The 20,708-nt window shown below is 60.6% G+C and carries 19 protein-coding genes; 8 read left to right on the forward strand and 11 right to left on the reverse strand.

Annotated features, from left to right (window positions below):
• Positions 1-25: 25 nt before the first annotated feature.
• The 4 genes from VSP_RS36340 to VSP_RS39715 all read right to left on the reverse strand — a co-directional run bounded on the left by VSP_RS36340 (position 26) and on the right by VSP_RS39715 (position 4,402).
• Positions 26-736 carry a TetR/AcrR family transcriptional regulator gene (locus VSP_RS36340; protein ID WP_044134635.1) on the reverse strand — a complete coding sequence of 237 codons (711 nt, stop codon included), beginning with the start codon at positions 734-736 and terminating at the stop codon, positions 26-28.
• Positions 737-838: 102 nt separating this feature from the next.
• Positions 839-2,176, reverse strand: coding sequence for an exodeoxyribonuclease VII large subunit (gene xseA / locus VSP_RS19640; protein WP_009962831.1), 1,338 nt, complete (start codon positions 2,174-2,176; stop codon positions 839-841).
• Between the two features lie 352 nt (positions 2,177-2,528).
• On the reverse strand, positions 2,529-3,245 hold the full coding sequence (locus VSP_RS19645) for a LytR/AlgR family response regulator transcription factor (RefSeq protein ID WP_009962833.1): 717 nt from the start codon (positions 3,243-3,245) through the stop codon (positions 2,529-2,531).
• Positions 3,242-4,402, reverse strand: coding sequence for a sensor histidine kinase (locus tag VSP_RS39715; RefSeq protein ID WP_009962834.1), 1,161 nt, complete (start codon positions 4,400-4,402; stop codon positions 3,242-3,244). The genes VSP_RS19645 and VSP_RS39715 overlap by 4 nt, the downstream gene beginning before the upstream one ends.
• Before the next feature lie 115 nt (positions 4,403-4,517).
• On the opposite strand from VSP_RS39715, the gene VSP_RS19655 reads away from it, so the two are divergent.
• The 6 genes from VSP_RS19655 (at position 4,518) to VSP_RS19680 (ending at position 9,857) form a co-directional block, all read left to right on the forward strand.
• Positions 4,518-4,700, forward strand: a complete 183-nt coding sequence (locus VSP_RS19655) for a hypothetical protein (RefSeq protein ID WP_009962836.1) — start codon at positions 4,518-4,520, stop codon at positions 4,698-4,700.
• Between the two features lie 41 nt (positions 4,701-4,741).
• Positions 4,742-5,425, forward strand: a complete 684-nt coding sequence (locus VSP_RS19660; protein ID WP_009962838.1) for a PadR family transcriptional regulator — start codon at positions 4,742-4,744, stop codon at positions 5,423-5,425.
• An 84-nt stretch (positions 5,426-5,509) separates the two neighbouring features.
• On the forward strand, positions 5,510-6,757 hold the full coding sequence (locus VSP_RS19665) for an efflux RND transporter periplasmic adaptor subunit (RefSeq protein WP_029190597.1): 1,248 nt from the start codon (positions 5,510-5,512) through the stop codon (positions 6,755-6,757).
• Complete coding sequence (locus VSP_RS19670) at positions 6,754-7,452, forward strand: ABC transporter ATP-binding protein (protein WP_009962841.1); 699 nt, start codon at positions 6,754-6,756, stop codon at positions 7,450-7,452. The genes VSP_RS19665 and VSP_RS19670 overlap by 4 nt, the downstream gene beginning before the upstream one ends.
• Positions 7,449-8,621: an ABC transporter permease gene (locus VSP_RS19675; RefSeq protein ID WP_009962842.1), complete on the forward strand. Its 1,173-nt coding sequence runs from the start codon at positions 7,449-7,451 to the stop codon at positions 8,619-8,621. Before VSP_RS19670 ends, VSP_RS19675 begins: the two co-directional genes overlap by 4 nt.
• A 36-nt stretch (positions 8,622-8,657) precedes the next feature.
• Positions 8,658-9,857: an ABC transporter permease gene (locus tag VSP_RS19680; RefSeq protein ID WP_009962843.1), complete on the forward strand. Its 1,200-nt coding sequence runs from the start codon at positions 8,658-8,660 to the stop codon at positions 9,855-9,857.
• Between the two features lie 145 nt (positions 9,858-10,002).
• Here the strand turns inward: VSP_RS19680 and VSP_RS19685 are convergent, their stop codons facing one another.
• From VSP_RS19685 to VSP_RS42450, 4 genes are all read right to left on the reverse strand, one after another.
• Positions 10,003-10,851 (reverse strand): MBL fold metallo-hydrolase, encoded by an 849-nt coding sequence (locus tag VSP_RS19685; protein ID WP_009962844.1) that lies wholly within the window; start codon positions 10,849-10,851, stop codon positions 10,003-10,005.
• A 99-nt stretch (positions 10,852-10,950) separates the two neighbouring features.
• Complete coding sequence (locus VSP_RS19690) at positions 10,951-11,988, reverse strand: methionine synthase (protein ID WP_009962846.1); 1,038 nt, start codon at positions 11,986-11,988, stop codon at positions 10,951-10,953.
• A 44-nt stretch (positions 11,989-12,032) separates the two neighbouring features.
• Entirely contained in the window at positions 12,033-12,851 is an 819-nt protein-coding gene (locus VSP_RS19695) for a sugar isomerase domain-containing protein (protein ID WP_009962847.1), read from the reverse strand.
• Positions 12,852-13,039: 188 nt separating this feature from the next.
• On the reverse strand, positions 13,040-13,609 hold the full coding sequence (locus VSP_RS42450) for a c-type cytochrome domain-containing protein (protein WP_009962848.1): 570 nt from the start codon (positions 13,607-13,609) through the stop codon (positions 13,040-13,042).
• A gap of 202 nt (positions 13,610-13,811) precedes the next feature.
• Between VSP_RS42450 and VSP_RS42455 the strand changes: the two genes are divergently transcribed.
• Positions 13,812-14,546, forward strand: coding sequence for a VC0807 family protein (locus VSP_RS42455; RefSeq protein ID WP_157210976.1), 735 nt, complete (start codon positions 13,812-13,814; stop codon positions 14,544-14,546).
• 948 nt (positions 14,547-15,494) lie between these two features.
• Entirely contained in the window at positions 15,495-16,100 is a 606-nt protein-coding gene (locus VSP_RS36350) for a transposase (RefSeq protein ID WP_009962853.1), read from the forward strand.
• Between the two features lie 574 nt (positions 16,101-16,674).
• Here the strand turns inward: VSP_RS36350 and tpiA are convergent.
• From tpiA to VSP_RS19725, 3 genes are all read right to left on the reverse strand, one after another.
• Positions 16,675-17,490 (reverse strand): triose-phosphate isomerase, encoded by an 816-nt coding sequence (gene tpiA / locus VSP_RS19715; protein ID WP_009962854.1) that lies wholly within the window; start codon positions 17,488-17,490, stop codon positions 16,675-16,677.
• Positions 17,491-17,645: 155 nt separating this feature from the next.
• Positions 17,646-18,857: a phosphoglycerate kinase gene (locus tag VSP_RS19720; RefSeq protein WP_029190599.1), complete on the reverse strand. Its 1,212-nt coding sequence runs from the start codon at positions 18,855-18,857 to the stop codon at positions 17,646-17,648.
• Positions 18,858-19,168: 311 nt separating this feature from the next.
• On the reverse strand, positions 19,169-20,521 hold the full coding sequence (locus VSP_RS19725) for a YopT-type cysteine protease domain-containing protein (RefSeq protein ID WP_157210977.1): 1,353 nt from the start codon (positions 20,519-20,521) through the stop codon (positions 19,169-19,171).
• Positions 20,522-20,708 lie beyond the last annotated feature (187 nt).

Genomic DNA, 20,708 nt, shown 5'->3' on the forward strand with positions numbered 1-20,708 from the left:
ACTATCGGGCACAAAAAACGAATCCTCATCCCTCGTTGCCCATCAGCATGGCGAAGGCCTTCGGGTTGTAATGAAGTCGGATGGCTTCATCACGCACGCCGATTCCCCGGAGGGCAAACCACGTGGACTGCTCGACCAATTCGGCATACGAAACTCCCATGTCCACCACCGGGCGACCAGGCAGCTCGTTGAGCATCAGCATCCCGGCGAGGTGTTGGGCCAGCCAAGCCCTCAAGGCCGGAGTCCCCACAGGGGTATCCGACAGATCCCCCGCCTGCCCCGCCGCGTCGATGCAGGCCTTCAGCTGATTGATCATGCCATCTCCCACCTGCCGCATGAATCCCCGCGCAAACTCACCATCCTCCGAGAAACTGTGCAGCATGAGGCGATAAAGACTGTTCTCCTCCTGAGACCGGCGCTGGGGAGGGCGCAGCATCTTCGCCATGAAGTAGTGCACCATCGTCACCAAGGACGAAGTCGAAGGCTCCAGTGCCATCATCTCCGCCGCCGCCGGGGTGTTCTTAGCCCGGCAACACTCCATCTGCATGGCGGTGTACAGTTCATCCTTGCTGGGAAAGTGGCGAAAGATCAACGCCTCCGACACGCCCGCCTCTAGAGCCAGCGCCTTCGTCGTCGAGCCATGAAACCCCCGCTCAGAAAAGACCTTCAATGCAGCACGAATGATCGCCTGCCGGCGCTCATCGCTGCTGAGTCTCTTGGGGGATTGTGAGACCATGGAATTCATCAAGTAAGCGTACACTCACAATTACGTCAACAACCTTTTCCCGACCCACTGCCTACCATTTACCTCTGACCACTCCCCCCCTTACCTCTCCCCCTACTTGTTCGTCGTCACCACACTGGCCACCTTGCCCTTCGCCAGGCGGGTAATCATCATGTCACCCGTGCGCAGCTTGGAGGCATCTTCGATCACCTTGCCAGTGGCATCAGTAGTCATGGAGAATCCACGGGAGAGCACGGAGTCCGGCCCCATGCTCTTCAGCAGCTTGCGCATGGCCATCACCTTCTGGGCGTTCTGCTCGATCCGCTGGCGGATGAAGGCCCCAAGGTGCTGCTGGATGAGCGCCACCCGGTGAGCGGCCTCCGTGAGCACCCGCTGGGGATGATACTTCTCCAGCGCCCGATGATGTTGCACCAGCCGGTCATCCAGGCTCCGCCAGTAGAGCTCCTGAGCGCGATGGTACGAGGATTCAACTTCATCCACAGACTGCACGGCATCCCTCAACAGACGCTCAGGCTCACGACGCAGCGCCCCCTTGCCCGTTAGCTCCAACACCCGCTCGTGATGCTCCAGCGTCGTCCGCATACGGTGGGTCATGCTCTTCTCCATGGCATCAAAATGCCGCTGAAGCTCCGCAGTATCTGGCGCCAACAGCTCGGCAGCCGCACTGGGTGTGGGAGCCCGCATGTCCGCAACGAAGTCGGCGATGGTGAAGTCAATCTCATGCCCCACCGCAGAGATGACAGGAATGGTGGAGGCAAAGATGGCCCGGGCCACCACTTCCTCATTGAAGTTCCAGAGATCCTCCAGGCTGCCACCGCCACGCCCCACGACAATCGTATCCGGACGAGGCAGCCCTGCGACCTCCTGGTTCAGCAGATCGATCGCACGGGCGATCTCCTGCTCCGCCCCCTGCCCCTGCACCCGCACGGGGAAAACCAGCACCCGGAGCCAGGGAGCGCGGCGAGTGAGAATGTTCAGCATGTCGCGGATGGCCGCACCGGTCGGTGAGGTCACGAGCGCCACCACACGGGGAAACTTGGGGATGGGCTTCTTCCAGTGATTCTCAAACAACCCTTCTCCCGCCAGTTTCTGCTTCAAAGCCTCGAACCGAGCTTGAAGCGAGCCCTGACCCTTGGGCTGGACCGAGCGCACAATGATCTGGTAGTTCCCCCGCTGCTCGTACACCGTGAGCTCCCCAAAGAGCTGCACTTGCATGCCATCGCGCAGCGGCGTCTGCATGCGGGCACTGGCTCCGCGGAAGAGGACACAGGAGATCTGCGCCCCCTCATCCTTAAGCGTGAAATATTGATGCCCGGACGACTGGAGCCGATGGTTGCTAATCTCCCCCTCCACCGAGACATCCCCGATCTGCCCCTCAAGGAGCGAGCGGATCTGGCGGGTCAGTTGGGAGACGGAAAGGACGCTGGACATGTTTGCCCGACCAAAGACGGGAATCGCCCGGACTCAAGGTGCAAGGCGCGGATTTTCGGTGGTCGGGTCTGAACCCGCCAGTTCAACCAAAAGTAGTGGTAGGCTTTAGCCTGCCTGCCAAGGACAGGAGCCGCGACTAAACAGGTTGAAGCCTGTGACTACATTTTCAGTGCGCCGCCTACTGCCTACTGCCTACTGCCTACTGCCTACTGCCTACTGCCTACTGCCTACTGCCTACTGCCCACTGCCTACTGCCTACTGCCTACTGCCTACTGCCCACTGCCTACTGCCTACTGCCTACTGCCCACTGCCTACTGCCTACTGCCTACTGCCTACTGCCCACTGAGCCCCCCTACAGCCCGAAGGTCTCCCGAAACACCCGCGACTGCCTGCGGGACAACTCAACCTCCGTGCCGTCCTTCAGCCGGACCTTGAGCGAATTGCTGAACCACTCCTCCGTGGAAACAATCCAGCGCACATTGATCATCTGAGCACGATTGGCCCGGAAGAACAAGTGTGCAGGCAGACGCTCTTCCAAAGCCGACAATGATCTTCCAATGACCGGACGCTCTTCATCAAAATACACCCGGGTGTAGTTGCCCTCCGACTGGAGAAGGCGGATGCTTTCCAGCGGGGTGAACCAGTGCCCCTCTGCTCCTTTGAGGAAGATGCGATCCCCTTCCCCCAGTGGCTGGGCGCGGCCTCGCTCGGCTGGCAATTCCCCTCTGAGCCGTTCCAAAGTACGGGCCAGACGCTCCGGCTCCACCGGTTTCAACAAATAATCAAAGGCAGCAAGGTCGAAGGCGCGCAGCGCATGTTCATCATAGGCGGTGACAAAGACCACTTCACAGCCGCTGCCAATCATCTGGGCGGCCGTTTCAAGACCTGTTCTCTCCGGCATCTGGATGTCCAGGAAGATCACATCCGGACGCGCCTGGAGACAGAGCTCCACCGCAACTGCGGCAGAGTCCGCCTCTCCCACCACCTCCAGGTCATCATGGACCTCCAGGAGTTTGCGCATCTCCCGCCGGGCGGGATTTTCATCATCTACGATCAGGGCTCGGATCATCGGGGTATGACACTTGCTACATTCTGGGCTTGGGGAATGACCGCGCGGGCCACCACCTTGCCGCCTGCTTCATCACTGATTTGGAACGTGGCGCGACCATCGTACAGAAGCGACAGCCGCTCCGACGCCATCTTCAACCCCATGCCGGTGGAGCCGGATGTGCGCCCCAGCCGGCCCAGGTTTTCCACCTCGATCCGGATCCAACCAGGCAAGGCACTCACGCGGTAGGCAACACGTCGCACGCCCTCGCCATCCGCACTACCGTACTTGACGGCGTTCTCCACCAGCGTCTGCAGGAGGAAGGGCGGCAGCAGAGCGTCCCCGGGATCCACATCCACCGCAGAGCAAACATCAAGTTTATCCTCGAACCTCATCTTCTCGATCTGCAGATAGGCATCCACGGTTTCAATCTCCTGGGCCAGGGGCACCAGTTGCACGTTGCCCCCGGCCAGGGAGGCGCGGAAGATCTTGGCCAGCTGCGTGACCATGAGGCGGGCCCGTTCCGGATCGGAATCGATCAGGCTCCGCAGGGTGTTCAGCCCGTTGAAGAGGAAGTGGGGATTGATCTGGGATCGCAATGAAGCCAGTGCCGCCTCTTTCACAGACATGTCCACACGAAGCTTCTGCACCTTGGCCTCCTGGAGCTGCACATAGTAGTGCAGGCTGAAGTAGGCTCCAGACCAGGCCATCAGCTGTAGGGAGATCCACACGACCAGCAATGCCGCCAGACCCGCGCCAAATCCCTCTGCCTCCCAGGTGGGGCGGTCCATGGTCCAGCTCAGCCCTGTCACAATCCCGGCGCAGACCAGAGAGGCGGCCACCACGCGTGGCCAGAGTGCACCCAGCTTTTTCTCCTTCCATTTGCCCGCGAGAATCACCCACCGGTAGGCATGCGTCAGCAGTACCGCCGCGGTGGAGAAGAACACCGTGCCCCACAAGGGGTGCAGCCCTCCCTCCACATGTGGAGAAGGATCCAGAAAGCTGCCCCACCAGCCCAGCCCAATGCAGCCAAACCACATCGCCATCTGACAGCGCCAGTAGTTCTTGTGGCCCCACCAGAAGCGGCGATTCTCCTCTGACTGGCGCACCTGGGCCGCCGCTTCCACCGCTGGGGAGGCAGAAGCGGGATGGGTGACGGGAACGGCCTGCAAAGACATCGTGAACCGGGTAAAGTGACTGGAACGCTGCCATGCATTTTCGCAGTGTCGCGGGCTTTTTGACCAGCGGTCAGGAGTCTCCATGAGCGGCAGCCCTCGCCCCCGGGTGTGCCCAATGGCGAAACCAACCGTTCGCCCAGCCAATCCCACCGCCTCCAGGGTGCACCAGACCGATCATCCGAATCCACCAGCAGCCGCTCTTCCCCGCATCATGGTGCAGGCGCACCAGAGCCTCCCGTCCAGCTGGAGCAGCCTCCTCATCCAAGCTGGCACGACGATGCCGCAACTCCATGATTGACTCCACCGCCTTTCAACGTCACCGTATATCCGTCCACGGATATGCCCCCGATCATTATCAGGCCCAAGCGATCCAACCCACTGGCCCTGGCAGTGCTGGCCCTTCTCTTTGAACGCCCCATGCACCCCTACGAGATGGCCGCGACGTTGAAGGAGAGGCACAAGGAGGACAGCATCAAGCTGCGCTATGGCTCGCTCTACACCGTGATCGACATCCTCGTGCGAGAGGGGCACATCACCCCTCGCGAAACACTGCGGGACGGGCGCCGACCTGAGCGCACCGTGTATGAGCTGACCCCTGCGGGTAATGTGGAAATGCGGGAATGGATGCGATCGCTTTTAACGACACCCGTGAAGGAGTATCCCCAGTTTGAAGCAGCCCTCTCCCTGCTGGCTGCGCTGCCTCCCAAGGAAGCCGGTCAGTTGTTGCAAAAGAGAATCGTCACCCTGCAGGAGCAGGCCGAGAGCACTCGTGCCACGCTCACCGTGGCACAGCATCATGGGTTGCCGGCACTTTTCTCCGTCGAGACGGCATACCACTTGAAATTGATCGAGGCCGAGATTGAATTCGTGCATGAGCTAGTCGCTCAGATTGCTCACGACGGCTGCGGCTGGCTGCCCCAGTGGAAACGATTTCACAAGGAGCGGGCCGCCCCCCATGCCCCCGATTTGTCCGATCCCGCCAAGCCTCCCCATCGCAAGTCAGGCTCCAAAACCGGCTCGTGACGATAACCTCACCGATCCATCCAACGGGCACAGGCATATTACCCCTGCCGCCCGCAGCGCCCAAGTCCTCCCGCCCATCCTTCCATGAGTTTAGAAAAAGCCAGTCTAGACGGTTTGCGCATCAACCGTCCGACCCTGTCCCAAGCTCCATCCCGGCCCGGGTGGCTTCTGCCCGTCGGCGTGACTGCGCTGATGGCCGCCGGATTGGCCGCGTGGTTCGTGCTCGGCCCCAAGCCTGTCCAGGTGGAGACCTTTGTGGTGCAGGCTACGGTACCGTCCGGCAAAAACGGCTCTCGCGCCCAAAGCACGCCGTTGCTCAACGCTTCGGGTTATGTCACCGCCCGTCGTGAAGCCACCGTCTCCTCCAAGATCACCGGCAAGGTGGTGGACATCAAAGTGGAGGAAGGGATGAAAGTCGAGGAGGGCCAGGTGCTAGCCAAGCTGGATGACACCAATGTTCAGGCCAGTTTGAGGCTCGCCGAGGCGCAGCTTGAGTCCGCCCGTCGTGCCATTGAGGAAACGCGCCCCACATCGGTGTTTGCTGAACAGGAAGTGAAGCGCTTCACCGATCTCGCCGCCACCAAAGCGGCCAGCATGTCTGACTTGAACAAGGCGCAGGCCGAAGCTCGTTCCCTCCAGGCCAAGCTGGCCCGCCAGCAGTCAGACCTCATCGTGGCAGAGCGGGAACTGGCCACATGGACCCAACAAGTGGATGACACGATCATCCGCGCACCCTTCCCCGGCGTGGTAACTTCCAAGAACGCGCAGCCGGGCGAGATGATCTCCCCCATGTCATCCGGCGGCTTCACCCGCACCGGCATCTGCACGCTGGTGGACATGAGCTCCCTGGAGATCGAGGTGGATGTGAGCGAGAGTTATATCAACCGCGTGGCACCCGGGCAGCCGGTGGAAGCCACTCTGGACGCCTACTCTGACTGGAAGATCCCCGCCCGCGTCGTCGCCATCATCCCCACCGCCGACCGCCAGAAGGCCACGGTGAAGGTGCGAGTCGGCTTCGACAAGCTGGATCCCCGCATCCTCCCTGAGATGGGCGTGAAGGTGGCCTTCCATGCCGCCCAGGTGGAGGCAACCCCCGGGAAGCCCACCGCCCCCACCATTGTGATCCCCAGGTCCGCGCTCCATGAGGATGGAGGAAAGAACATTGTCTGGATCATTGAGAACGGTCACGTCGTGCGGCGCGCCGTCTCCGTCAGCCTCACCCAGGGCGACCACTCCACCATTGCTGCCGGGCTCTCCAACGGGGAACGAGTCGTCGTCAGCGCCACCGCCCCCCTTAAAGAAGGCACCCGAGTCAAGGAAACAAAATCATGATCAACATCGCCAAAACGCTCGTCCACGTATCCGACGTCACGAAGATCTTCCGTCGCGGCTCGGAGGAAGTACCCGTGCTGTCGCACCTCAATCTGGAGGTGAAGGAGGGTGAGTTCCTCGCCCTCATGGGACCGTCTGGCTCGGGCAAATCCACCCTGCTCAATCTGATCGGCGGCCTGGACCGGGCGTCCCAGGGCTCCGTTTCCATTGGCGGCGATCATATTGATGAGCTCTCCGACCGGCAGCTCGCCGCCTGGCGGGCCCGGCACGTAGGCTTCGTCTTCCAGTTCTACAACCTCATGCCCGTGCTCAATGCCGAGCGCAATGTGGAGCTCCCCCTGCTGCTCACCCATCTGAACAAGGCCGAGCGGAAGAAGCACGTGGAGATCGCGCTCAAGGCCGTGGGGTTGTCTCATCGCACCCGGCATTTCCCCCGCCAGATGTCTGGTGGTGAGCAGCAGCGCGTGGGCATCGCCCGAGCCATTGTGACGGATCCCACCCTGCTGCTCTGCGATGAGCCCACCGGTGACCTGGACCGCAAGTCAGGCGATGAGATCCTCTCCCTGCTCCAGGCGCTGAACCAGGAGCACGGCAAAACCATCATCATGGTCACGCACGACCCGCACGCCTCCGCCCGCGCCACCCGCACCGTCCACCTCGACAAAGGTCAGCTATCCACCGAGCAGCCAGCATGAAATACTTCTCCCTCATCTGGGGCAACCTGAAGCGGAGAAAGCTGCGCACAATCCTGACGCTGCTTTCCATCCTGGTCGCGTTCCTCCTCTTCGCCTTTCTCTGTGCCATGAAGGAGGCTTTCACCGGTGGCGTGAGCATCGCCGGTGCAGACCGTCTCATGGTCCGGCACAAGGTCTCCATCATCCAGACCCTGCCAGTCAGCTACGCGAACCGCATCGCCGCGCTCACTGGCGTGTCCGGAGTGACTCACCAAACGTGGTTCGGTGGCATCTACCAGGACCCAAAAAAGAACTTCTTCGCCACGATGCCGGTGGAGCCGGAGTCCTTCGCCAAGATGTACACCGAGATTGTGGTGCCGCCCGATGTCATGCAGACCTGGCTCAAGACCCGCAACGGCGCCATTGTGGGCAAGGCGTTGATGGAACGCATGTCGCGTGACTATGGCTGGAAGGTCGGCTCCCGCATCCCCATCACCTCTCCCATCTGGGGCGAGCCCGCCAATCAACCGGCGTGGGAGTTTGAGATCGTGGGTGTGTACGACGTCAACAAGAAAGGGGCGGACAACACCTCCTTCTACTTCCGCTACGACTACTTCGACGAGGCCCGTGAAAAGGGCAAAGGCCAGGTGGGCTGGTACAGCGTGCGCGTGGAGAATCCCGAGAATGCCGCGACGATTGCGAAACGTATTGACGAAGAGTTCGCCAACTCGCCCTATGAGACCAAGGCAGAGACCGAAGCAGCAGCCGCCCAGGGCTTTGCCCAGCAGGTGGGCGATATCGGGACGATCATGGTCGCGGTGCTCAGCGCCGTGTTCTTCACCATCCTGCTCGTGGCGGGCAACACCATGAGCCAGGCTGTGCGTGAACGCACTGAGGAACTCGGCGTGCTGAAGGCCATGGGCTTCACCAATGAACTGGTGCTCATACTGGTGATGGTAGAGTCCTGCGTGCTGGCCGCCCTGGGTGGCTTCACCGGCCTCGGCCTCGGCTGGGCCATCATCTCTGCCAAGAATCCCGTGCCTGACCTGCTGCCCAACTTCTTCCTTCCGGAAAAGTACGTGGTCATGGGTGCCGCCATCGTGCTGGCCCTCGGCATTGTCGCCGGAGCCGCCCCCGCCATCCAGGCCATGCGACTGCGCATTGCTGAAGCCCTCCGCCGCAACGGTTAATCGGCAACCGGTTTATCCCCTTCCCTCTACACTCTCATGACAAGCTTTTCCAACTGGCTTGACCAGGTCGTCTCCGTGGCGTCCTACAACCTCCGCACCATCCCCGAGCGCAGAGGTGCCGCCTTCACCTCCGCCATCGGCATCGCGGGCGTGGTGGGCGTGCTCGTCGGCGTCCTCGCGATCGCCGAAGGCTTCCGCCTCGCCATGACCGCCTCCGGCTCCAAGGACATCGCGGTGGTGATGCGCACCGGTTCCGACAGTGAAATGACCAGCGGCCTGAGCCGCGATGAAACCCGGCTCATTTCAGACGCTCCCGGCGTGGCCCGTGATGGCGACACCCCGCTCACTTCGGCGGAGTTGTTTGTCATCATCAACCTGCCCAAGCGTTCCACCGGACTGGACGCAAACGTGCCCCTGCGCGGTGTGGAAATGACCGCCGTCAAGGTGCGCGATGACATCAAGATCGTGCAGGGCAACATGTTCGAATCCGGCAAAAACGAGATCATCGTGGGCGCGGGTGCGGCCCGCGCCTTCGGCGGGCTGGATCTGAAAAAGGAGATCAAGATTGGCCAGAACACCTGGACCATCGTGGGCATCTTCACCGCTGGCGGCGGCGTGGCGGAGTCAGAGATCTGGACGGATGCGGCAGTGCTGCAACCGGCCTACAAGCGGGAAGACTCCTTCCAGTCGGTGTATGCCCGCCTGTCCTCCGCCGGCTCCTTCACGGAATTCCGGGATGCGCTTACCTCGAACCCCCAGCTCAAGGTAAAAGTCCTGCGCCTCTCTGATTTCTACGCAGAGCAATCGGAGATGCTGACCAAGTTCATCACCACCATCGGCGTCTTCATTGCCAGCATGATGGCATTGGGAGCTCTCTTCGGCGCCCTGAACACCATGTACAGCGCCATCGCCTCCCGCACCCGGGAGATCGCCACCCTGCGCGCCATGGGCTTCAGTTCAGGTCCCGTAGTCATCTCGGTCATTGTGGAGTCACTCGCCGTGTCTCTCATCGGTGGAGCCATCGGCGCCGGCATCGCCTACCTCGCCTTCAACGGCTATGAGGCTTCCACGCTCAACTGGGCCACCTTCAGCCAGGTGACCTTCAAGTTCGCCGTCACCAAAGGACTCCTGATCCAAGCCATCATCTGGGCCTCCGTGATTGGCATCATCGGCGGCCTGTTCCCCGCAGTACGTGCAGCAAGATTGCCAATCGCGTCCGCTCTGCGGGAGACCTAGACACCCTGCCATCGTAATAAAGCCGTCCTGGTCCTTGTTCGCGCATCACCCTGCGCCCAGGAGCCGGGACGGATCTTCTACTCTATAGCACCCCAAGACGCACCATTCCTAATTCCTAATTCCTAATTTATAATTGTCCGCCCCCTCACCTTTTCCCAATCGTCACCCGGCTGCCAGAGCGCATCAGATGATAGGGCTGCCCCAAGCGCTCACACGCGGCCACGAACTCGTCCGTGGTCTCTGTGTTGAACTTGAACATCTCGTAGTGACAGGGCACCACCAGACCCGCCCCGCAGGCCTTCGCCAATGCAGCAGCCTCTGTCCCATTCAGATTGCCCGCCACCCGTCGCTCGGGCTTGTGGCCATTGATGGGCAGCAGCATCAGATCACACCGTGCATTCCGCAGCGGTTCGATGAGCCCATCATGCCAGAGAGTGTCGCCACTGTGGTAGATCGTCAGCCCATTGCGACGAATGATGAAGCCGAGAAACTGGCAGCGCCCCTGGTCATCCCGTTCCACCAGATTGTGTGCCGCGGCCACCCCCGTGAATTCCCAGCCCTCCACATGGACGGTCTGCCCATCGTTCAGGGAGACGAATTCGATGCTGGTGTCCGGCAGACGCCGTCTTGCCTGGGAAACGGTCGCCTCTGGCAGCACCACCTTGAGGTGGCCATTGGCCTGACACAGAGGTCGGAGCGTATCCTCGTCAAAGTGGTCCGTATGCTGGTGGCTGCTGGTGGCCACGCCCACCATGTCCAGCTTGTGAGGCAGGATGACCAAGTCCGTCATCCGGACGTGCGGCTTGTCCGTCCGCGCATACTTTTTCGACAAGGAGTCTGACAGATAGGGATCCAGCAGGAGGAATTCTCCGGCGCATTTCAGCAGAAAGCCGCTCTGGCCCAACCACCAGACGTGCAAGCGGTCTCCGCCATTGGAGGCGGCATGGATGTCTGCGAGGAGGGCACCGTTCTGAAGCAGGGGCTTGATGAGCATGTGAGGACCTGAGAATCGGCAAGTGTGGCACAAAAGCCCCGAATGCAGCAAGTGCGATGCACGATTTTCCCAGGAGGAACTCGCAAAAAAGTGCCAGCCCTACACCATGCCCAGCGACTCCCGAACGCTGCGAACGCCCCGGACCATGTTCACCAGCTTCTTTTTCGCCGCCCAACGTGCAGTCTGGCTCAGCCCGCAATCCGGGGCAAACACCAGACGTTCAGCCGGCGCAAACTTCAGACAGGCGCGCACGACTTCGGCGATCTGCGCCACCGTTTCCACGTGGTAGCTCTTCACGTCCACAATGCCCACGGCCACATCGTACCGCTGGGACATGGGACCGATGACCTCGAGTTCGGCGTATTCGCGATTCGCCATTTCCACGTGCACCTCGTCCGCATGCAGGTCAAGGAACGCCGGGAAAAGCGGAGCATACTTCCGCCAGCCCACCGGATGCCCCTTAAAGTTGCCAAAGCACAGGTGTGTGCAGATCCGCGCCCGTCCCAGGGCGGGTTCCACCGTGCGGTTAAAGATGTCAACAAAACGGCGGGGATCCTCCCTGTACCCATAGCAGCTCATGCTTGGCTCATCCACGCAGATCTCTTCTGCGCCCGCCTGAATGAGGTCTTCAATCTCCTTTCTCACCAGGGGCAGAAGCGCCTCCGTCACAGCATAGCGATCGGCATAGCGATCACTGAGCGCCAGACGTCCCGCCAGAGTGTATGGCCCCGGCACCGACACCTTCAGACGAGGACCCGCCGGAGCGAGCCGCCGCAAGCGCTCAAACTCCTCCACCGCCCCCAAGCCCCGGGGAGCGGCAAGTTCACCCACGATGGCATGCTTGCCCCGCTGGTCATGCGCTGGCGGGCCGAAACGTCGCGGACTGGCAGCCTCCAGAGCAATGCCTTCGATGAATCCGTAGAATGAAAGGTTGAAGTCAAAGCGGGTCTGCTCTCCGTCTGTGATCACATCCAGTCCGGCGTCCATCTGGTCTCCGATCGCCACCCGCGCCGCATCATCCTGCATCTCCTTGATGTCCTCAGAACCGAACTGGTTCAGGTTCGAGGAGGCAAACTCAAGCCAGCCCGGGAAGGGATAGGAGCCAATGACGGAGGTGCGGAGGGGTTGCGAGGTCATGGGGAGGGATCAGCGATGGAGAAGGGGCGATGGTGGGTGAGGCGTCAGTCTTTGACACCCAGTTTTTCATAGTACCGGGCCAGCCTGCGGGCGTGTTCGTCGTAGGCCGCCTCGAAGAGCTCAGCCCCCTTCTCGGCCCCGCAGACCGCCGTCGCCGTCAGCACTTTCGGGGGATGTCCGGCCCGCGTCAGGCGATCCGCAACCTCCGCCTTGATGGCGTTCACCACCAGACAGCCACCCACGGAGGAACCCGGTGCCACAGGCGTGTCCAACCCCTCGATCTTGACCATCGCATCGCCCACTGGAGCACCGGTATCCAGGACGAAGTCGGCGAAGTCCTGCAGCTTCATCCCTTGAGAATGACGGCTCGTACTGGCTTCGCTATGGGCCGCACTGATCAGCGCCACCACCTTCACCCCACGTCGCTGGAACTCCTCCGCCATCTCCACGGGCACCACGTTGCAACCGCTGGAAGAGATCACCAGGGCACTGTCGCCGTCTTTGAGATCGAAATTGCGCAGGATCCGACTGGCAAAGCCGCTCACGTTTTCCAAAAACATGGCCTGCCGCTGTCCATTGGCCCCCACCACCAGATTGTGGAAGGTCAGGGAGAGCTCCACAATGGGATTGAAGCCCGGGAACGACCCGTACCGCGGCCACATCTCCTCCACCATCATGCGGCTGTGCCCGCTGGCAAACACATGCACCATCTGCCCCTGGAGGATCGTGGCGGCAAACAGGTCCGCCACCTTCTGAATGACATCTTCCTGAGCAGACACTTGAGCCAGCAACCCCTCGCACGCGGTGAGGTAGCGCTGGGATGGGGACAGGGTCGAGGGATCGGTCAGGGAACGGGACTGCATGAGGAAGCGGCGGAAAAAATGAGGAGTGTCCCCCCAGTCTTCCCATCCCTGCCCCGCCCTGTCGAGCGGCAGATGAATTCAGAGCAGATAATCCATCTCATGAATCAGACCGTCCTCCCTGCAAGGCCCGGATCATCAACAACGTCCCGCCACGCAAGCCAGATTCTCCATGGGAGACCAGAGCTTTATCACGGGGCCGCACACTCGCGGGCGAGTTGCTGGCTCTCAGGCGAGAGCTTTGACAAGGGATACTGCACATACTTGCCGTCCGGCATCTTGAGCACCACGTTCTCGCCTTCCAGGCGCTCAAAGCCCGCCTTGATGGACCGCCCCTCGGCATTGGTCCACTTCAAAATGGGAGGTAACTCCTTCTTGAACGCCACCTTGGGCGCATTGGGATCAAAGGCGGCACCAGCGGCGATCCACTCCCGGATTTTGTCGATATCCTTCTGCGGCATCGGGCCATCGGGCGGCATGGCATTGTCCACGCCAGGGTCGGCGATGACCTCGTAGAAGTGGCTGGCGGAGGGTTTTCCCGGCTCGATTACCAAGTTGGTTCCGATGTCCTTCGCGAAGCGCTTGAGGTTGTCGAAAACAAATCCTGCCTTCTCCTTTTTGGCCTCTTCACTATGGCATTCGTAACAATGCTTCTTGAGAATAGGCTTAATTTCCTTCTCAAAATCAACAGCATACGTTGCAGCGGGGGCCGCCGCAGATGCGGCCAGCAGGGCAGGAAAGAGAGTGCGGGGGATGGGCATGGTCGTGAAGATAACGCAAAAGCAGGGTTCCCAATTAGGATTCACGCGCAAATCGTCAGATGGGGAATCGCCCCAGATCCGCTCCGCCTCAACCTGATGAGCCGCATGGGCTTCGTGAGATTTGGAGTTTGCAGAATGGCGGTTTTCCCGTTTTGGTGTCTTTGTCAGCGCCTCGCACGTCCTGCGCCACCCCCTTCTCCCCGTGAGTTCCCCCGTCCCGAAAAATCCGCCGAACCCGCTCTTTGAGATCGCTCTCACGATCGTGCTGCCATCCTTGGTGCTCGACAAGCTGAGCAAGCCTGAGATGCTGGGCCCCTTTGGCGCGCTGGTGGTGAGCCTGCTTTTCCCTCTCGGTTTCGGCGTGTGGTGCTGGTACAAGAAGACCGGTTGGAACGTCTTTTCCATACTCGGCCTCGCCACCATCCTCCTGAGCGGCGGCCTGGGCCTCTTGAAGCTACCTGCGGTGTGGGTGGCCGTGAAGGAGACCGCCATGCCTCTCATCATCGCCGTCGCCTTCCCCCTGAGCCACCGCTTCGGCAAGCCGCTCATTCAGGCCATGCTCATGCAGCCGCACATCATGAATGTGAACACCCTTCAGGCGAAGGCGGCATCCTCCCCATGGATCAAGGAACAACTGGACCAGTGCACCTTCAAGGCCTCCCTCGGCATGGGTGGCGGCATGGTGCTGAGTAGCATCGCGAATTTTTTCCTCGCACTCTACCTGTTGAACGGCAAGGAACCCGGCAGCGAAGCTTTTGTCAAAGCCCTGGGCACCCTGAACTGGGCCGGCACCGTCGTGATTGGCCTGCCCCTTCTGGTCATCATGATGGTGGTGTTCATGTGGCTGCTGAACCGCATTCAACGCATCACCGGCCTGGAAAGAGATGATCTCCTGAACCCCGGCAAAACCGTCCGCCGCCAGGTCACATCTCAGTAGAGCGGATCCAGGGACCAAGCCTCCCTTCCACACCGCCCCAGAAAAGCAGCTCGTGGCTGCGTTTGTAAAAACGCGGTCAGGCGACCTCGCTTGCCCCCACAAGACCAAGCCACCCCACCCGGCCACTTGCCCGCCCCCAACGCATTCTCACGAATGCATCCACAAACTTCCAGTCTCCCTCCCACACCGCCGCAAAAAAGCAGCTCGTGGCTGCGTTTGTAAAAACGCGGTCAGGCGACCTCGCTCGCCCCCAAAAGACCAAGCCACCTCACCCGGCCACTTGCCCGCCCCCAACGCATTCTCACGAATGCATCCACAAGCTTCCAGCTTGCCCCCCCACACCGCCGCAAAAGCAGCTCGTGGCTGCGTTTGTAAAAACGCGGTCAGGCGCCCTCGCTTGCCCCACAAGACCAAGCCACCCCACCCGGTCACTTGCTCGCCCCCGACGCATTCTCACGAATGCATCCACGAGCTTCCCGCTTCCCCTCCCACACCGCCGCAAAAGCAGCTCGTGGCTGCGTTTGTAAAAACGCGGTCAGGCGACCTCACTCGCCCCACAAGACCAAGCCACCCCACCCGGCCACTTGCCCGCCCCCAACGCATTCTCACGAATGCATCCACGAGCCTCCCTCCCACACCGCCGCAGACGCAGCTCGTGGCTGCGTTTGTAAAAACGCGGTCAGGCGACCTCGCTTGCCCCACAAGACCAAGCCACCTCACCTGGCCACTTGCTCGCCTCCAACGCATTCTCACGAATGCATCCACGAGCTTCCAGCTTGCCCTCCCACACCGCCGCAAAAGCAGCTCGTAGCTGCGTTTGTAAAAACGCGGTCAGGCGCCCTCGCTTGCCCCACAAGACCAAGCCAACCAAAAAAAACCCCAAACCCCTCCACCACCCCTTGATTTTCTCGACACCCCACCCATCCTTCCATCCACCCCCTCTTAGCCGTGGAAGCTCCAACCTCATCGTCTTCAGCCGACAAGAAGCGCCTCCCCAAGCTCCACCCCAACTCGTATCAACAGTTCTCCGCGACTCATTGGACACTCTGCATCAAGGACCGTCGCAAAGGCTGGCTCAATTCCGACTGGCACGCGCACTTCAGAGAAGTTCTCCTTCACGCCATTGTCCGCCACAATGCTGCCTGTGCCATCTACTGCCTCATGCCGGATCACGCGCATCTGCTCCTCGTCGGCACCAGCTTCGAATCGGACCAAAGGTTGCTCATCCGATATCTCAAGCGGCATAGCAGCAACCATCCGCTGTGGACCAAGCTGAAAATCGAGTGGCAGCGAGACTCCTACGATCACGTCCTGCGCAATGCCGAGCGCGGGCCGCAAGAGTTTGAGAACACCGCTCGGTACATTGCCGACAATCCGGTACGAGCAGGCATCATTGAAGCGGCTGAAAGCTACCCATTCACCGGCGTGATGCTGCCAGGATATGCCACGTTGAAATGGCACGACGAGCGCTACTGGTCCGTGTTCTGGCAACACATCTACATGCGCTACGACAGCGCCCTGTCTCAGCAGATCAAAAGCCCGCCGCAGGCGTAGCTCGCCCTCCCACACCGCCGCAGAAGCAGCTCGTGGCTGCGTTTGTCAAAACGCGGTCAGGGGACCTCACTTGCCCCCACAAGACCAAGCCACCCCACCCGGCCACTTGCCCGCCCCCAACGCATTCTCACGAATGCATCCACAAACTTCCAGCTTGCCCCCCCCACACCGCCACCGGCGCAGCTCGTGGCTGCGTTTGTCAAAACGCGGTCAGGCACGTCGCTCACCCCCCGCAAGACCAAGCCACCTCACCCGGCCACTTGCTCGCCTCCAACGCATTCTCACGAATGCATCCACGAGCTTCCCGCTTCCCCTCCCACACCGCCGCAGAGGCATCTCGTGGCTGCGTTTGTAAAAACGCGGTCAGGCGACCTCACTCGCCCCACAAGACCAAGCCACCCCACCCGGCCTCTTGCCCGCCCCCAACGCATTCTCACGAATGCATCCACAAGCTTCCAGCTTGCCCCCCCACACCGCCCTAAATCCCCTCCCACCAAAAAAACGCCACGGCCTCTCGACCGTGGCGCTCTTAAAACTCAAGGAAACTACTTTCACCTTCCTCTCACAACCCCACTCAAGGAGCCTGATAGACCGGCTTGTTGTCGTTCAAGTAGGTAATCACCGCCTTGACGATCTCATAGAAGCTTCCGCTCTCCAGGCTGGCACCGCCCACCAGGGCACCGTCCACATCCGGCATGGCGATGATCTCGTCCATGTTGGAGGGCTTCACGCTGCCGCCGTACTGGATGCGGATCTTCTGAGCCGTGTCGGCGTCGAACATCTCACCCAGCACCTTGCGGATGAACGCATGGGCCTCCTGGGCCTGTTCCGGGGATGCAGTACGTCCGGTGCCGATGGCCCAGACGGGCTCATAAGCGATCACCACGTCCTGCAGACGGCGGGAGCCGACATTGGCGAGGCTTTCACGCGTCTGGGACTCCAGCACTTGTTCAATGCGGCCGCCGTCGCGCTCTTCGAGGGTCTCACCCACGCAGAGGATCGGGTGCAGACGGGCTTCGAGCGCGGCGATCACTTTGGCATTGACGATCTGGTTCGTCTCACCAAAGAGGGCCCGACGCTCGCTGTGGCCGAGGATGACGTGGCGCACGCCACACTCCTTCAGCATGAGCGCGCTGGTCTCACCCGTGTAAGCACCGCTGGGATACTGGCTCATGTTCTGAGCACCGAGCTCCACCACTTCCGTACGACCGCCCTGGATCAGGGTCTGGGCGAGGGAGAGAGAGACAAAGGAAGGCACTACCACCACCTGGACGGGGCTCTTCTCCGGCATGAGACGGAGGAAGGCACGCAGGAACTTCTCCGTCTCGGACGGAGGGTTGTTCATCTTCCAGTTGGCAGCAACAATGGGTTTACGGAATACAGGAGGCATAGAGGGCAATCTTGTTTCTTTGGAATCCTGGTTTGATTGAGGAAAGGTGGTTGTCGGGAGGGTGATGATGCCTGTCTTGTCGTGTCTTGCCTGGCGTCAAACCAGGATCCACAGATCCATGACGCGATCTCGAACTCAGCACTGAACAACGCGGACTACTTCTCGAGCAAGGCGGCAACGCCGGGGAGTTCCTTGCCTTCGAGCAGTTCCAGGCTGGCTCCACCGCCGGTGGAGATAAAAGTGACTTTGTCGGCCACGCCGGCCTTCTTCACTGCCTTCACACTGTCGCCGCCGCCGATGATGGACTTGCAGCTCGTGTTCTCAGCAATGGTCTCCGCGATGGCAAAGGTGCCTTTGGCGCAGTCTTTGATCTCGAACACCCCCATGGGGCCATTCCAGACGACCGTCTTCGCGCTGGCGACTTCAGCGCTGAAAAGCTTCACGGACTCAGGACCGATGTCCACGCCTTCCCAACCGTCCGGGATGCCTTCGCCCGGGGTGGTGTAGCGGCCAGGACCCACGGTCTTGTCTTTGAAGTTCAACTCTTCCACGATGTAGTTGTCCACGGGAAGGAGGAACTTCACACCCTTTTCCTCGGCCTTGGCCAGGGCGGCTTTCGCCGTGTCCACCTGATCTGGCTCGCAGAGGCTCTTGCCGATGCTCTCGCCCAGAGCAAGCTTGAAGGTGTAAGCCATGCCCCCACCGATGAGGATGGTGTCGGCCTTGTCGAGGAGGCGATCAATGACCTTGATCTTGTCGCTCACCTTGGCGCCGCCGAGAATTACCACAAACGGACGCTCAGGGGCCTGCAACTCGTCGTGCATGTAGGCGAGCTCCTTCTCCATGAGGAGACCGGAAACGGCCGGAAGATAGGCAGCGACACCTGCTGTGGAGCTGTGAGCGCGGTGGGCGGAGCCGAAGGCGTCATTCACGTAGATTTCCGCCAAGGCGGCGAACTGCTTGGCCAGCTCAGGATCGTTCTTCTCTTCACCCGCGTAGAAGCGCACGTTTTCCAGCAGAAGCACATCACCATTGCCTAGTGCCTGGGCCTTGGTCTGGGCTTCTTCGCCGATGCTGTCTTCCGCAAAACCCACCGACAGACCGAGGAGTTCACCCAGACGGGCGGCCACGGGCTTGAGGCTCTGCTTGGGATCACGCTGGCCTTTGGGACGGCCCAAATGGCTGCACAGAATGACCTTGGCCCCCTGCTCCAGGAGGTACTTCAGCGTCGGCAGCGTCTCTTTGATGCGCGTGTCATCCGTGATGACCATGCTGTCGCCCTTGTCGTCGAGGGGGACGTTAAAATCCACACGAACCAGGCAGCGTTTGCCGGTCACATCTATGTCACGAATGCTCTTCTTGGCCATGGCGATTGGGAAAAAAAATGGGGGTGCATAGATGGCGGAGGAGCCCCCCCTGCGCAAGCGAAGAAGTCTGGTGATAGCTCGTTTCATGCCGTCCATGGACAATTCGACTGCCCGGGCCCAACCGTCCCCCTCCCCACCGGAAAGATTCCCCGGGGCGGCCCTGATCTCAATGGTGTCAGCGTGACCAGCCAGATTACCAGTCAGCTCTGTGGGAGGAATGCTCGATAGGGGCGTGGCATTCATAAGGGGCATCAGGAAAGCAAACCGACTCCCCCACCGGGTCACTCCCAGCAATCCGTCAATCACCCGCCTCACAATGGCTTGGTCAATGACTCAATGGTCACATGCTTGGGATCCGTATCGGGCAATTCATCCACCTTGGCCAGTTTCACTTTGTCCACGTCATACTCGGTCACGTGGTTGAACTTGAAGCCGTCCACACGCAGGTTCTCCATGGAGTACTCCTCGCCATAACCCAGCTCTCCAAAGTACTTGTCAAGGAAGGTGGAAAGTTGCTCCGGTGTCTCGAATCGGGCCACCCCAAAGTTCGGATCGTAGAACATGAAGCTGTCCTCCCCATTGTGCTTGGTCGCCCCGACCATCATGATGTGGCCGTGGACTTCCACCCCGTAGAATACGGGCTTGCCTGCCGCCAAATCAGGATGCGTGGCCAGATGCTGGATGGTCTTGCGATGTCCCGGGGTCTCGATGGCTTTGCCAGCGTGATCTTTGATCACCGTGCGGGACGCACCCAGCGTCCCATTGCCATGCACGGTGGCCAGGCACTCGGAATAAGGCGTTGATCCCCGCTGCCCAGCCTCGCGGGCCTTTTGCGTCTCCTGTTCGAACCGCCGCACCACCTGATCCATGCCACGCGGACCGGTTGACTCTCCCAGCACTGCAAGCGCCACCATGGGGAAGCAGCGGCCACCCTGGTCGCTCTTGCTCCCGATCTGCCGCAGAGGAAGGTCCTGGGGCAGCACCTTGATGCTTTTCGCTCCGCAATCCACCGCGGCATCCACCGCCAGGTTGGCCCTTGCCAGGGAGGCCACATCACTCAGGTCGGAGGAGGTTTCCGCAATCCATTTCTCCACCGCCCCCATCTGCTTCAGGGTTGATTCAGAGAGAGGCTTCGGACCATTGATCAGCTTGGCATAGATCTCCACGCCTTTGAAAAGATCCATACCTTCCTCGAACCCTTCCACTCCTTGCAGCACGGTGGCATATTGCTCCTTCCCTTCCAGATAGCTGGCATTGTTCTCATGCCGGCTTTTGCCTCCGGTGTACGCACGGTAGCTGTCACGCACACGATTCACCTCGGTCATCACCTTGTCCAGGTCGCCCCGGGTCACCACCCCCGTGCCCTCACAGATGGAGCGCATGTTCTTCTTCACCACAGATGCGAGGAACCTGCCGCCGGGCTTGATGTTGTCGAACTCGTTGTCCACCGCCTTGCCGACCATCTCGCGGGCCGTGTTCTGCTTGGCCTGTCGCACCGACTGCTTGCCGAAGGGATTCTTGAAGCCCTTCTTGGCATACAGCTCGATTTCCCCTTCCTTGTCTGCCTTGCCACGGAGTTCGGCATTCTCTCCCACTCCGTGCATGTCCATCTGTGAGATGACTTCTGAAAGAGACTTTGATTGGGCGGAAACGACTTCGGGCATGGCGATTGATCCGGTTGGCACTACAGATTCACCCCCTACTCTAGCTGAACATCCCCACAGGTTTCGAAGAAAACAATATTCAGTGCGGACCTGGACCATCCTGTCCAATTTACCATTTCCCGGCAGAAATTTACCGTGGCGAAAGACTGATGCTCGTGCGCCCGTTTTGCCACTGTCGACAGTCGAC

Origin of the sequence: Verrucomicrobium spinosum DSM 4136 = JCM 18804, assembly GCF_000172155.1 — a bacterium.
In the GTDB taxonomy this organism is placed as follows: domain Bacteria; phylum Verrucomicrobiota; class Verrucomicrobiia; order Verrucomicrobiales; family Verrucomicrobiaceae; genus Verrucomicrobium; species Verrucomicrobium spinosum.